The organism is Bacillus sp. CFBP9009 (assembly GCF_036541465.1).
Taxonomy (GTDB): domain Bacteria; phylum Bacillota; class Bacilli; order Bacillales; family DSM-1321; genus Peribacillus.
Genome location: NZ_JAZHFU010000001.1, coordinates 628,521 through 643,359 on the forward strand (window position 1 = coordinate 628,521; position 14,839 = coordinate 643,359).

13 protein-coding genes are annotated in these 14,839 nt (G+C 44.0%); 10 read left to right on the forward strand and 3 right to left on the reverse strand.

The features are described 5' to 3' along the window. Positions 1-53: 53 nt before the first annotated feature. Positions 54-1,373, forward strand: a complete 1,320-nt coding sequence (locus V3595_RS03280; protein WP_034311452.1) for a DRTGG domain-containing protein — start codon at positions 54-56, stop codon at positions 1,371-1,373. A gap of 28 nt (positions 1,374-1,401) precedes the next feature. On the opposite strand, the gene V3595_RS03285 is transcribed toward V3595_RS03280, so the two are convergent. Next, positions 1,402-1,704: a YtpI family protein gene (locus tag V3595_RS03285; RefSeq protein ID WP_076364735.1), complete on the reverse strand. Its 303-nt coding sequence runs from the start codon at positions 1,702-1,704 to the stop codon at positions 1,402-1,404. Between the two features lie 168 nt (positions 1,705-1,872). Here V3595_RS03285 and V3595_RS03290 point away from each other — a divergent pair, with 168 nt between their 5' ends. Beyond that, positions 1,873-2,811, forward strand: a complete 939-nt coding sequence (locus V3595_RS03290; RefSeq protein WP_485905418.1) for a DHH family phosphoesterase — start codon at positions 1,873-1,875, stop codon at positions 2,809-2,811. Between the two features lie 68 nt (positions 2,812-2,879). Here V3595_RS03290 and ytrI read toward each other — a convergent pair whose 3' ends face one another. Next, a complete protein-coding gene (gene ytrI / locus V3595_RS03295) occupies positions 2,880-3,383 on the reverse strand; it encodes a sporulation membrane protein YtrI (protein ID WP_402898365.1) in 504 nt (167 codons plus the stop codon). Then, entirely contained in the window at positions 3,380-3,715 is a 336-nt protein-coding gene (gene ytrH, locus V3595_RS03300; protein WP_034309135.1) for a sporulation membrane protein YtrH, read from the reverse strand. The genes ytrI and ytrH overlap by 4 nt, the downstream gene beginning before the upstream one ends. Positions 3,716-3,870: 155 nt before the next feature. Between ytrH and dnaE the strand changes: the two genes are divergently transcribed. The 8 genes from dnaE (at position 3,871) to V3595_RS03340 (ending at position 14,789) form a co-directional block, all read left to right on the forward strand. Further along, positions 3,871-7,257, forward strand: coding sequence for a DNA polymerase III subunit alpha (gene dnaE, locus V3595_RS03305; RefSeq protein ID WP_485905721.1), 3,387 nt, complete (start codon positions 3,871-3,873; stop codon positions 7,255-7,257). 112 nt (positions 7,258-7,369) lie between these two features. Next, a complete protein-coding gene (ystJ, locus tag V3595_RS03310) occupies positions 7,370-8,611 on the forward strand; it encodes an NADP-dependent malic enzyme (protein WP_101222916.1) in 1,242 nt (413 codons plus the stop codon). Between the two features lie 5 nt (positions 8,612-8,616). Next, on the forward strand, positions 8,617-9,246 hold the full coding sequence (locus V3595_RS03315; RefSeq protein ID WP_101222915.1) for a FadR/GntR family transcriptional regulator: 630 nt from the start codon (positions 8,617-8,619) through the stop codon (positions 9,244-9,246). A 90-nt stretch (positions 9,247-9,336) separates the two neighbouring features. Next, positions 9,337-10,200 carry an acetyl-CoA carboxylase, carboxyltransferase subunit beta gene (gene accD / locus V3595_RS03320; protein ID WP_230176751.1) on the forward strand — a complete coding sequence of 288 codons (864 nt, stop codon included), beginning with the start codon at positions 9,337-9,339 and terminating at the stop codon, positions 10,198-10,200. Then, a complete protein-coding gene (gene accA / locus V3595_RS03325; RefSeq protein WP_485905419.1) occupies positions 10,197-11,195 on the forward strand; it encodes an acetyl-CoA carboxylase carboxyl transferase subunit alpha in 999 nt (332 codons plus the stop codon). The genes accD and accA overlap by 4 nt, the downstream gene beginning before the upstream one ends. A 279-nt stretch (positions 11,196-11,474) precedes the next feature. Beyond that, a complete protein-coding gene (gene pfkA, locus V3595_RS03330; protein ID WP_137018174.1) occupies positions 11,475-12,434 on the forward strand; it encodes a 6-phosphofructokinase in 960 nt (319 codons plus the stop codon). A gap of 120 nt (positions 12,435-12,554) precedes the next feature. Next, entirely contained in the window at positions 12,555-14,315 is a 1,761-nt protein-coding gene (gene pyk, locus V3595_RS03335) for a pyruvate kinase (RefSeq protein WP_485905420.1), read from the forward strand. An 81-nt stretch (positions 14,316-14,396) separates the two neighbouring features. After that, positions 14,397-14,789 carry an FxsA family protein gene (locus tag V3595_RS03340; protein ID WP_034309123.1) on the forward strand — a complete coding sequence of 131 codons (393 nt, stop codon included), beginning with the start codon at positions 14,397-14,399 and terminating at the stop codon, positions 14,787-14,789. The last annotated feature ends 50 nt before the right edge of the window (positions 14,790-14,839 follow it).

A 14,839-nucleotide genomic window follows, 5' to 3' on the forward strand; every position in this document is an offset into this window, starting at 1 on the left:
GGCTCTTTGACCTTATAATGGAGAATAGGAATACCGTGAAAAGGGTGAAGCGCTTGGCTACAAAGCATGAACAAATTTTAAAACATATCGATGGGCTCCCTGTCGGCGAAAAGATTTCCGTCCGTCAAATAGCTAAAGCATTGAATGTTAGTGAAGGTACGGCATACCGGGCAATTAAAGAGGCGGAGAACCAGGGCTACGTGAGCTCGATTGAGCGGGTAGGCACGATCCGCATTGAGAAAAAGAAAAAAGAGAATATTGAAAAGCTCACTTTCGCAGAGGTAGTCAATATTGTTGACGGACAAGTTCTGGGTGGGAAAACGGGACTTCATAAGACATTAAATAAATTCGTCATCGGGGCAATGAAGCTGGATGCCATGATGAGATATACGGGTGCAGGAAACCTGCTGATCGTCGGGAACCGTACACAGGCCCACGAGCACGCGTTAAAAGCGGGTGCAGCGGTGCTGATCACCGGGGGGTTCGATACGGAAGAGCCCGTTAAAAGGTTAGCCGATGAATTGGAGATGCCAGTCATCTCAACAAGTTACGATACCTTTACCGTCGCAACGATGATCAATCGGGCAATCTATGACCAATTGATCAAAAAGGAAATCTTGCTGGTGGAGGATATTTTGACACCCGTACAGGAAACGACCTTTTTAACGGTGGGTGACCGGGTTCAGACTTGGCATGAGCTGAATCAGGAATCCGGGCATAGCCGTTTCCCTGTTGTCGATGACAATATGAAGGTTCAAGGAATGGTCACATCAAAAGATATCATCGGACAGGAAGAGATGACGCTCATTGATAAGGTGATGACGAAAAACCCGATGACCGTAGGCGATAAAATGAGTGTAGCATCTTCTGCACATATGATGGTTTGGGAAGGGATTGAGTTAATCCCGGTCGTGAATGACAGTCATATCCTCAAGGGTATCGTGAGCAGGCAGGATGTCCTGAAGGCACTGCAAATGAGCCAAAGGCAGCCTCAGGTCGGCGAAACGATCGACGATACGATTACAAGCCAGCTTGTGATGACTTCGAATCGCGGCAAGGGCGAGGAAGTGTATAACTATGGAGTCACTCCGCAGATGACCAATTACCTTGGGACCATTTCAAGCGGTGTGTTCACGACATTGGTCACCGACTCAGCAAATCGTGCACTTCGAAGCTATAAGCGCGGTGACTTGGTCGTGGAAAACATGACGATTTATTTCATCAAGCCAGTCCAGATCGACAGTACGCTTGAAATCCACCCGCGTGTCCTCGATGTAGGACGTAAATTCGGAAAAGTGGATGTTGAAGTGTTTAACCAAGGCAAACTTGTCGGCAAGGCGATGTTGACTTGCCAATTGCTCGACCGATCATGAAAAATCAAAAAGGATAATCGAATTTCGATTATCCTTTTTGATTTGCAGCTTCTTCGATTGCATGCGGCAAATAAAATTTATACATTTTATAGCCGCCCCAAACACTGAATAGGCCAACGAAAATGAAAACGGCAGCAATGATATAAGTGATGGTCGTGTGGAATAGAAAAAGCTGATTGATTCCGAATAGTGCGACAAACGCACCAAGGGCAATGGAAGACTTCCCTGAAATCCACTTTTTCTCCATCGGCATTCTGGTTCGGACCGATTTGATTTTATAAAACAGATAGACCCCTAATGAAAGAACGATCAAGGTGACAAGAATAGGCATCGTTTGAAATTCCCCCAATTTAACATATGTACCTTTTTATTGTAGCGGGAAATGAAAGAGAATGCCACAGTAAACAAGATGAGTCTTCCTATTTCCGCAATTTTTTGATTAAATGAAATATATCATCTTTATTAGGCTCGATAATACATATGTTAAGGGGAGATCTATATGAAAGCTGAAATATTAGCAGATATAAAGCGTTATGATACTATCATTCTCCATCGTCATGTCCGTCCAGATCCGGACGCTTATGGTTCACAGGGAGGATTGGCGGAAATCCTGAAAGCATCTTTCCCCGAAAAGCGAATTTTTACAGTCGGGAAAGAAGAACCGTCACTGAATTACTTAAGAAGGCTCGATGTGATTTCGGATGAAACATATGAAGGTGCTCTGGTCATCGTTTGTGATACCGCGAATACGGACCGGATTTGTGATGCACGGTACACGACGGGAGATAAACTGATTAAGATCGATCATCATCCCAATGAAGATCCATATGGCGATATGCGCTGGGTCGATACATCGGCAAGTTCCACAAGTGAAATGATTTATGAGTTTTACCAGTTCGGTAAAGAACAAGGCTTGAAGATGAATGATGAAGCGGCACGCCTTCTATATGCAGGCATTGTTGGCGATACAGGTCGTTTCCTATTCCAAAGTACGACTGAAAAGACATTTGCCTATGCCAGTGAGTTGATTCACTACTCGTTCTCCCGCCCTCAGTTATATCAGGAGATGTATGACGTCGAGGAAAGCATAGTCCGGTTGAATGGCTATGTGCTGCAGCATTTTGAAATCCTTCCATATGGCACAGGGAAAATGATCATCACAAAAGATATACTTGAAAAATTCCATGCTTCTACATCTGAGGCATCTCAGCTCGTTTCCTCACTCGGTTCGATTAAAAATGTTAAGTCATGGGTCTTTTTCATTGAAGAGGATAAAGAAATCAGGGTACGTTTCCGTTCTAAAGGACCAATCATCAATACGATTGCCCGTAAATATAACGGCGGAGGCCACCCGCTTGCAGCAGGGGCTTCGATTCATTCCTGGAATGAAGTGGATAATATCCTTGCCGACATGGAAGAGTTGAATAAAGAGGAATGAAAAAATTTAAAGACCAAATCGCATATGATTTGGTCTTTAAATTTGGTAGAAATCAATTAAGCCAACATCTAAGAAGTAGTCCTTTTTAGTTTGATTTCAATATTCATTTTCGTATAAAACATGATCTCGACGACTTCAAGTTGATAGCGCTTTTTATTGATGGTCACGATCTTATTTTCTATCGATTTTTTCAAAAGCACCTTTCCGTTATAGACACTGGCGACATCTTTGGCGAGAAGAGAGGAAAGGTCGTCCTCAATCACATCCTCCGCTTCTGCAATACTCAGCCGATCCAGACTGTATTTTTCATTCGTGATGGTTACTTCCACTTCCTGAATCGTCAGGATTTCCTCATTTTTTTCGTTCAATTTTTTATAATCCTGCTCCCAAATTGCGATTTCCCCGTTTAAATCCTTGATCTCTTCTCTTTGTTCGTGAAGGGTCCGGATCTGATTCTCCTGCTGGACACCATGCATATAAAAGAAAATAACCCAGCTGATCAATCCGCCAAGTGCGGCTCCGGCAAAAAAACGCTGCCAGGTGGGAGACCTGTGATAGGGAGGAATTCTCATGGTGAAATATGCTCTTGCGTGAACCAGTTTATGATCAGTGCTCCTGTCTGTGCCCCTCCAAGTGCAGATAGAATCAATAGGACCTGCTTGACTATATCCTTCGTTTCTCCGTGGAAAATACCGCGTTCGAAATTATAGACCATATCAAAAGTACCCCCGATCGCAGCGACAATGGCCCAAATACGAAGGCTGTCCGACAGCCGGAATACAGTCGTCATCGGGGCTTGTCCAGTAAAAAAAGCCGCGAGGCCCCCGATTATCGAGCCGCCAAGCAATACGCCAAGCGATATGAAAAAGCTGTTGAGAAAGGCGGGAACAAAGGCTTCATTCATATATCATCATCCTTTTTTGCTTGATATTCTTCTATTCCATTTATATGGGAAGTTCAGAGGTAATATGATAGTCGCCGGAAATCAGGAAGTTAAATTGTATTGGTAATGAGAACATATTTTCTTTTTTTGAAATAAACACTATAATGAAAAGAAACATGCCTTACAAAGGTGGGAGAAAAAACGTGTATACTCATCTCCATATTCAGAGCGGATACAGCCTGCTGACAAGTACGGTGAAGATCACTGAACTTGTGGCCAAAGCGAAAGCGGATGGCTGTACAAGTCTTGCCTTAACCGATCGAAATGTTATGTACGGTTCGGTCTATTTTTATAAAGAATGCAAGAGACAGGGTATAAAGCCGATCATCGGCATACTTGCGGATGTCCTTGATGAACGGGAATCGCCACATGGACTTCTTTTATTGGCAAAAAGTCTACAAGGATATCAAAACCTGCTTAAAATAAGCAGTGCCATAAAAACGAAATCCCCATCAGGCATTCCGATGAATTGGCTAAAAGCCTATTCCAGGGGTTTGATTGCAATCACACCGGGTGCGGAGGGGCAAATAGAAACGCGATTGAGAGAAGAAAATCCTGAAGAAGCCAAACAGGCAGCAGGGCGATTTCTGCAAATTTTTGGTCATGATAATTTTTATGTATCCATACAGAGACTTTCGATTGCGGATGAGGAAAAAGGTAACGAAGCCATAAGTCAGTTGGCGGGAGATTTAGAGATAAAGATTGTCGCGACGAATCCGGTCTATTACTTAAATGAAAGCGATGCACTCGCACAAGAAGTCCTGTTGGCAATTGGAAATGGCGACAAGCTGGCGGATGAGACGCATACGGTTCTTGAATCAGATCAATTTTATTTGAAAAGCCGGGCTCAGATGGCAGAACTATTCCATGACAGACCGGATGCACTCGAAAATACACTGCATATTGCCGCGCAATGCAATCTGGAAATTCCATTTCATCGTTCACTGCTGCCTAAGTACCCTACTGAAGATGGAGTCACAGCCGAGGAAATGCTCGAAGCCATCTGTTTCCAAGGGCTGAAGAAAAGATTGCCGGAGCCATCCATTCAATATGAAGAGCGCCTACGATATGAATTGGATGTCATCACCAAGATGAAATTCAGCGATTACTTTTTAATCGTTTGGGATTTCATGAAATTCGCTAGGGACCATCAAATCCTGACTGGTCCTGGAAGGGGCTCTGCCGCCGGATCGATGGTCGCTTATGTCCTGTCGATAACGGATGTCGATCCTATCGAACATTCCTTGCTGTTCGAGCGTTTCCTGAATCCGGAACGTGTCTCGATGCCTGATATCGACATTGACTTTCCGGATAACCGCCGCGAAGAAGTGATTGCCTATGTGGCGAAGAAGTACGGGGAACTTCATGTAGCACAAATCATTACATTCGGAACATTGGCTGCCAAGGCTGCGTTAAGGGACACAGGACGTGTTTTCGGCTTGAATTCAAAGGAACAGGAAGCGGTATCGAAAATGATTCCAGGCCGTCTGGGCATCACGCTTCCCGAGGCTTTCAAGGAATCGAAAAGGCTCAGGGAATTCGTTAATGAGAGTGACCTGAATCAAAAACTTTTTCAAACCGCGTTATTGCTTGAAGGTCTGCCTCGCCATGCTTCGACTCATGCTGCCGGCGTCGTCATCAGCGACCAGGCACTGACGGAGCATATTCCGATTCAGGGAGGACATGACGGAATCCACCTGACTCAATATCCAATGGACCTTCTCGAAGAACTGGGGCTTCTTAAAATGGATTTTCTTGGACTTCGCAATTTAACGCTTATCGATAATATTCTAAATAACATTAAAAAGGGAACGGGGAAAAAGCTCGACTTGTCCCATATCCCGATGGATGACCCCGAGACGTTAGCCCTTTTAGGGAGAGGAGAAACAACCGGGGTGTTTCAATTCGAATCGGATGGCATCCGAAAGGTTTTGATCAAGCTGAAACCGAACCGATTCGAGGATATCGTCGCGGTCAATGCCCTATATCGTCCAGGTCCGATGGAAAATATACCGCTGTTCATCGAGAGAAAACATGGACTGGCTCCGATTGATTACCTGCACGAGGATTTGAAGGATATCCTCGAGCCTACATACGGGGTCATCGTATATCAAGAACAAATCATGCAAATTGCCTCCCGCTTAGCCGGGTTTTCACTAGGGGAGGCTGACCTGCTCCGCCGTGCCGTTTCCAAGAAGAAGAAGGATGTACTGGATCAAGAGCGGCAGCATTTCGTGAGCGGCTCATTGAAACAAGGATATTCCGAAAAAACGGCAGATGAGATTTATTCCTTGATTGTCCGCTTCGCTAACTACGGATTCAACCGAAGCCATGCGGTGGCGTATAGTTTCATCGCTTATCAGCTTGGTTACTTGAAAACCCACCATCCGGAATATTTCATGGCAGCACTCTTGACATCGGTCGTCGGGAATGATGAAAAGATTTCGCAATATATCCGTGAAGCAAAAAAGAAAGGGATATCGGTTCTGACTCCCTCGATTAACCGGAGCGGATACCCGTTTTTACCGGAAAAGGAAGGGATCCGTTATAGCCTTGGAGCCATAAAAGGGATAGGCGGTACGGTCCTGAAAGAAATATTTGCTGCGAGGAGGCAGAAGAAGTTCGCTGATTTATTCGATTTCTGTTTGCGCGTTTCAGGGAAAATCGTAAATAGGAAAGTGTTGGAGGCGCTTGTGCATTCAGGTGCATTTGATGAATTCGGTGAAGACCGGGCAACATTGTTGGCGAGCTTGGACGTAGCGATCAATCATACGGAATTGGTTAATCCGGATGATGACCTATTCGATATGTTTTCGGATGGTGAGTTTTCACTCAAACCGAAATACAACCGAGTTGATCCCATCCCTATCGAGCACAAACTCTCATTGGAAAAAAGCGCCTTGGGGCTTTACCTGTCGAATCATCCGGTGACAAGCTACAGAGAACTTTTTCAGCACTTCGGCTGCTTGACCATAGATGAAGCTACCGATAAAAAGGAATCAAAAGTCTTACTTGGCGCATACATTACGTCGGTTAAAACAATAAGGACAAAAAAGGGCGAAGTGATGGCTTTCTTGAGCGTTAGTGATGAAGAGGGGGATATTGAAGCGGTCGTTTTTCCAAATGTTTACAAAGACCACTCTGCCGACTTGAATCATGGACAACTCGTTATGCTGCAAGGAACATTGGAAGAGCGGGATGGAAAAACACAGCTCCTGATCAGGAACGTATACCCGCTTGAAAAAGTGAAGCAGATGAAAGAGGAACAGAACGGAACGATATTCCTGAAAATTGAGGCCGGCAAGCAAACGAAGGATACACTGCAAAAAATAAAAAAAATTTTAATGCAGCATAGCGGTGAAACCAAGGTCATGCTTTTTTACGAGAGGGAAAACCGCTATGTACAGCTATCTTATTGGGATTGGGTCAATCCTTCAGATAGTCTGATGCAGGCATTATTTGACTTGGTGGGAAAAGGGAATGTGGTTTACAAGAAAGAATAACTGTTTTACAACTTAAATAGTTATGTTATATTGAAAACAGGCCGCTGTGGTCTGACCACTAGATTTCAGCATATAAGATATGGGTTATCCAATTTGTTTTAGGAGTGAAACTATGACATTAAGAGAAGAAGCATTACATATGCACCGCTTGAATCAAGGGAAATTAGAAACAGTTTCGAAAGTACCGGTAAGGAATGCAGTAGATTTAAGCCTGGCTTATTCTCCTGGTGTCGCAGAACCGTGTAAAGATATTTACGATAAGCCGGAAACCGTCTATGACTATACAATGAAGGGGAATACTGTTGCCGTTATTTCTGATGGAACGGCTGTGTTGGGACTTGGAAACATCGGTCCGGAAGCTGCTATGCCGGTTATGGAGGGAAAAGCCGTATTATTTAAAAGTTTCGCTGGAGTGGACGCTTTCCCAATCTGTTTAAAAACGACGGATGTGGACAAAATTGTAGAGACCGTTAAATTACTCGAACCGACTTTCGGTGGAGTGAACTTAGAGGACATAGCTGCACCAAATTGTTTTGAAATTGAAGAACGACTCAAGAAAGAAATGAATATTCCTGTTTTTCATGATGATCAGCACGGTACAGCCATTGTTACTGTTGCCGGTCTTGTGAACGCGTTACGACTTGTGAATAAATCTATGTCGGAAATTAAAGTGGTGGCGAATGGAGCAGGCGCTGCGGGCATTGCCATCATTAAATTGCTTTATAGCTATGGAGTTCGTGACATCATCATGTGTGATACGAAGGGTGCCATTTATGAGGGCCGTTCGACAGGTATGAATGATACAAAAGAACAAGTGGCGAAAGTCACCAATCGAAATAAGGTTTCAGGACCTTTGGAAACTGTCATTCAAAACGCAGATGTATTTATCGGTGTTTCTGCCGCAGGTGCATTGACAAAAGAAATGGTTTCTTCGATGAATCGGGATGCGATCATTTTCGCAATGGCTAATCCAGATCCGGAAATCATGCCGGAAGATGCGAAAGCAGCGGGTGCCAAGGTTGTAGGAACAGGCCGTTCGGATTTCCCGAATCAGGTCAATAACGTCCTGGCTTTCCCAGGGATTTTCCGTGGTGCCTTGGATGTACGTGCAACACATATCAATGAAAAAATGAAGGTTGCTGCAGTACAAGCCATTGCCGGTTTAATACAGGAACATGAGTTAAACGAAGACTACGTTATCCCTGCTCCATTTGATGAGAGGGTAGCACCTGCCGTTGCGGCTGCTGTTGCCAAGGCAGCGATGGAAACGGGAGTGGCTAGAATTAATGTAGATCCCGAAGAAATTAAAGAAAAAACAAGGAAATTAGCGATCATTGGAAAAAGTGAGGAATAATTAATTTGGCAGGTCGTACATCTTCATCCAAAATTTATCTCGATGTAGTTGAGAGCCTACGTAGCATGATTGAAGCGGACAGCCTCCTGCCGGGAGATAAAATCCCATCAGAACGGGAGTTATCGGATCGTTTTAATGTAGGCCGTTCCTCTGTCCGTGAAGCATTGCGTGCCTTAGAGCTATTAGGATTAATAGAAACAAGGCGTGGTGAAGGGACGTTTATCAGGGATTTCCAGGAGCATAAGCTAGTCGAGCTTCTGGGAACCTTTTTTTTGCAAGATAAAAAAGTACAAGAAGATTTGTCTGAGACGAAAAGGCTGATTGAAATTGACTGTTTGCGAATCGTCGCCTTTTTCGCTACGGCTGAGGACATCAAAAGATTAATGGTCTGGGTCAAAGCGGATGAGTTTCATGATGATGATTTCTTTTTAAGGATTGCCATTTTGAATCGCAATCGATTGCTGGAAAGAATTTGGCGCATTGTCAACAGCTATGCTAGAACATCAGAGATGGTACAGGGTAATGTGAAAAAAGAAGATTATCTGTCACTTCTTACATATTTGCTCGAACGTGATGAAGAAAAAGCCATCGAAACGTATCTTATTAGAATTAGAAATATGTCGAAGGACGAGTGACACCTTTTTACACGATACTAATTTTATTTCTGATATAGTTTGTACCAAGTATCATAAAATAGATAATTGGTGGTAAAGGGAGGATTAAGCTTGCTTAAAGAGCTATTTGCGAAGTCTAAGAAGAAATATGCAACGGTTCCTTTAGATCGGGAGAAACAAGATGTACCAGAAGGAATCATGACAAAGTGCACCGGCTGTAAAAAAATCATGTATACAAAAGAATTGGTGAAAAACAAGAAAGTTTGTTTACATTGCGGGCATCACCATCCGATGTCTTCCCATGAGCGCATCGAATTTTTATTCGACGCCGGCAGTTTTAATGAATTTGATAAAGAAATGATTTCCGTTAACCCGCTTGAATTTCCGGATTACTTAGAAAAATTGGAAAAAGATAGAAAGAAAGCCAAGATTAATGAGGCGGTTGTCACAGGAGTTGGAAGCATTAATGGGTACCAAGTTTCAACAGCCATCATGGATTCGAATTTCCGGATGGGGAGCATGGGATCCGTTGTTGGGGAAAAAATTACCCGTGCCATTGAACGTGCAGGTGAATTGAAGATTCCGTTCATCATATTTACGGCATCAGGCGGCGCTCGGATGCAGGAGGGTGTTTTAAGCTTGATGCAAATGGCAAAGACAAGTGCAGCACTCAAGATATTCAGCAATGAAGGCGGACTGATCATATCAATGATGACCCATCCTACCACAGGTGGGGTTTCGGCAAGTTTCGCGTCACTTGGCGATATTAATCTAGCCGAACCTGGAGCCCTTATTGGTTTTGCGGGAAGAAGGATCATTGAACAGACGATCCATGAAGAGCTTCCTGAAGATTTCCAAACGGCTGAATTCTTGATGAAGCACGGCCAATTGGATGCGGTCGTCAAACGTACGGAAATGAAGGAAACCTTGACGACGATCCTTAAAATCCATGCCCCGGGCGGTGAGTGGTTATGATTTACGAATTGGAGTTCGAGCGTCCCATTACGGACCTGAGAAATAAGATTAAAGAGCTAAAGTCGATTTCGAAGGATGCTGATGTAGACCTTACAGCTGAAATCGAAACATTGGAAAAGCGTTTAGAGAAGCTGGAAGTCGATATTTATAACCACCTTAAACCGTGGGATCGTGTTCAGATTGCCCGGCATCCAGCACGTCCGACGACTCTTGATTACATTCCGCTATTATTCAATGAATTCATCGAGTTTCATGGTGATCGTTATTATGGGGATGATGAAGCGATTGTCGCTGGAATCGCGCAATTTGATGGACTTGCCGTGACGGTCATCGGCCATCAACGAGGTAAGGATACGAAGGAAAACATCCGTCGTAACTTTGGCATGCCCCATCCTGAAGGCTACCGAAAAGCATTGCGTCTGATGAAACAGGCTGAAAAATTCAACCGGCCGATCATTTGTTTCATTGATACGAAGGGAGCTTTCCCTGGTAAAGCTGCTGAAGAGCGCGGGCAAAGTGAAGCCATTGCGAAAAACCTTTTCGAAATGGCAGGGCTGAAGGTACCGGTAATCAGTATAGTCATCGGTGAAGGCGGAAGCGGAGGTGCATTGGCACTTGGCGTCGGAGACCGAATTTTCATGCTTGAGAACTCAACATATTCGGTAATTTCCCCAGAAGGGGCTGCAGCCTTGCTGTGGAAGGATGCCTCCCAGGCTAAGAGGGCTGCGGAATCGATGAAAATCACTGCTCCCGACTTAAACCGCTTAGGAGTCATCGATGAAATCATTCCTGAAGTGAGGGGCGGCGCCCATCGGGATTCGAATTTACAGGCTGAAGCCATCAAGGATATCCTGAAACGTTCATTCAAGGAACTTCTGCCATTGAATAGTGATGATCTTATCAACCAGCGTTATATGAAATTCAAGAAAATCGGTGAATATGAATTTGCAAAACAACCTGAGGGCGAACCTAAGGAAGTGGAACAGCATTCATAAACACATTTTGTAAATGGAAAAACGTGCTGCCTAGGGCAACACGTTTTTTCATCCTTTCATGGGCGCAAATGTATTCATTACCGAAACGAGTAAAGAATATGGTTTGTGTGTAGAATGTAAACTTTTACGCCATTTTACTTCAATTTCTGAAGAGAATCGGTTAGGCTTATAACATCAAGTGAGCATAAGTGAAACAAGTACTGCTTATTGAGGCATGAAAAAGGGTACAATGATATAATGGAGCTTGAAATTGATTAGTGCTGTAGAGAGGTGACATTTATGAAAAGAATAGGTGTATTGACAAGTGGAGGAGATTCTCCAGGAATGAATGCGGCAGTCCGAGCAGTTGTCCGGAAAGCAATTTTTCATGAAATTGAGGTCTTCGGGATTTATCATGGTTATCAGGGTCTAATAAATGGAAATATAAAGAAGCTTGAACTTGGGTCGGTCGGGGATATCATCCATCGAGGCGGCACGATGTTACATACGGCTCGCTGTCCGGAATTTAAGACAGAGGAAGGCCAGCTGAAAGCGATTGAACAATTGAATAAACTTGGTATCGAGGGCATTGTCATAATTGGTGGCGATGGTTCTTACCGCGGAGCGAAAGCTTTAACGGAAAGGGGCTTTCCTTGTATCGGAGTTCCTGGAACAATTGATAATGACATACCGGGTACGGACTTTACGATTGGTTTCGATACGGCCCTGAATACAGTCATCGATGCTATCGATAAAATTCGGGATACGGCTACTTCTCATGAAAGGACTTATGTAGTTGAAGTGATGGGAAGAGATGCCGGCGATATTGCTCTTTGGGCTGGATTGGCTGGCGGAGCTGAAACGATTCTTTGTCCTGAATATGAATATGAAATAGATGATTTGATTGGAAAGCTGAACCGCGGACATGACCGAGGGAAAAAGCACAGTATCATCATAGTAGCTGAAGGTGTTGGAAGTGCCGTTGATATCTCCAGGAGTATTGAGGCGAAAGCAGGAATTGAAACCCGTGTAACTGTCCTGGGCCATGTTCAGCGCGGGGGATCTCCTTCGGCTAATGACCGGGTATTGGCAAGCCGCCTTGGAGCAAGAGCGGTTGAATTGCTTCTTGAAGGAAAAGGAGGCAGGGCTGTAGGGATAGAACAAAATCAACTTGTTGATTATGATATCATCGAAGCCCTTGCTAAACCTCATACAATTGACAAGAAGATGTATGATTTATCTGCAGAGCTATCGATTTAATCATTATTGATAGGAATTGCTTTTTAAAGAATTGGGTATTTAAATAGAAGACATAAAACACTGCGCCCCTGTCTTCAAAAGGTGGACAGGCGGCGAGTTTTCCTTAAAGGAGGATGACACATGCGTAAAACCAAGATTGTTTGTACGATTGGACCCGCGAGTGAAAGTATAGAAAAGCTGGTTCAATTAATAGAAGCAGGGATGAATGTGGCACGTCTTAATTTTTCTCATGGAAATCATGAAGAACATGCCGCTAGAATCCGCAATATAAGGGAAGCTAGCGAAAAAACGGGTAAACAGGTTGCCATCCTGTTGGATACAAAAGGACCTGAAATACGGACAAATAATATGGAAAATGATTCCATAGAGCTTGTAGCCGGAAATGACGTCATTATTTCCATGAATGAAGTTCTGGGAACACCTGAAAAATTCTCCATTACCTATGAAGGGCTTCTGCATGATGTCCACCCAGGATCTAAAATCCTTTTGGATGATGGATTGATCGGGCTTGAAGTGTTGAAGATAGATCAGGTAAGAAAAGAAATCCATACGAAAATCTTGAATAGCGGTACACTTAAGAACAAAAAAGGCGTGAATGTTCCTGGAGTTTCGGTAAACCTGCCTGGCATAACGGAGAAAGATGAACAGGATATCCTTTTTGGAATCGAACAGGGTATCGACTTCATTGCTGCCTCATTTGTACGCAGGGCTTCCGACGTGCTTGAAGTTAGTGAATTATTACAGCAAAATGGAGCGGAACATATTCAAATCATCCCTAAAATTGAAAATCAAGAGGGCGTAGACCGTCTTGATGAAATTTTGGAAGTTTCAGATGGTTTGATGGTAGCACGTGGAGACTTGGGAGTGGAAATTCCTGCAGAAGAAGTGCCATTAGTCCAAAAACAAATGATCAAAAAATGTAATAATGCTGGGAAACCAGTCATAACGGCTACACAAATGCTCGATTCGATGCAGCGTAACCCAAGGCCGACCCGTGCAGAAGCAAGTGATGTGGCCAATGCCATATTTGATGGAACGGATGCAATCATGCTTTCTGGTGAAACAGCTGCTGGAACCTATCCTGTCGAAGCGGTGCAAACGATGCATAACATTGCTTCACGTGCTGAAACTGCCCTTGATTATCGGGATATATTATCAGTCAGAAGCAAAGTGAACCGTCATAATGTCACTGATGCTATTGGCCAATCCGTTGCCCACACCGCGCTTAATCTTAATGCAGGGGCAATCATCACCCCTACAGAAAGCGGTCATACGGCAAGGATGATTTCCAAATACCGCCCTAAAGCACCGATCATTGCGGTTACATCCAATGATCATGTTACAAGAGGGCTTGCATTGGTTTGGGGAGTCTATCCGCAGATTGGTCCAAAAGCAACGACTACCGATGAAATGCTTCAAACCGCAATAGATGAAAGCTTGCATTCTGGCTTAGTTTCCCATGGGGATTTAGTCGTCATTACAGCCGGTGTGCCTGTAGGTGAAACAGGTACGACTAACTTGATGAAAATTCATGTGTTAGGAGAGGTTCTTTTGAAGGCTCAAGGAATCGGCAGGAAATCAGCTAAAGGTGAAGTGGTTATCGCTAAGAATGCCAAGGAAGCTTTGGAAAAAGTGACGGAAGGCTCTGTATTGGTTACGATCGGTTCGGACCGCGAAATGATGCCGGCGATTGAAAAGTGTGCGGCATTGATTACGGAAGAAGGCGGTTTGACAAGCCATGCAGCTGTTGTAGGAGTCACGTTGGGCATACCGGTCATCGTTGGGGCGGAGGACGCGACCAAGGTTTTCAAGGATGGTCAAAGAATAACAGTCGATGCAGGTCGTGGAGTCATTTATGATGGACATGCCAACGTACTGTAAAACGAAATTTTGGCTGATTCCGTGCCAATGAGGTAAGATGGATGTACCGCACCAGAAATGGGCTGTGCAGGAGGAATGTAGATGAAATATTTTTTAATGTTTATCATTGCGATGCCGGTCGTTGAAATTATTGTCCTTTTGCTGTCAGGCAATCTGATTGGTTTTTGGCCAACGCTGTTCCTGATTGTAGCCACAGGTTTGATCGGAGCCTATTTGGCTAAACGGCAAGGGATGGAAACATGGAAAAAGGCACAGGAACAGATTCGTTACGGAATGATGCCAGGAAATGAAATCATTGATGGAATCTGTATCTTTATCGGAGCTGCACTGTTGCTGTCCCCTGGGCTCATCTCGGATATCATGGGATTGATCCTTGTGTTTCCGCCAACCCGGAATCTCCTCAAACCGATTGTTATCCGATTTATCATGAACAGAATGAATAAAGGGAAAGTTACTATCATTCGGCATAAATAATATAAGGCTGTCTAAAGGCTCAAGCTTTTAGGCAGCCTTTTTGGTCTGGA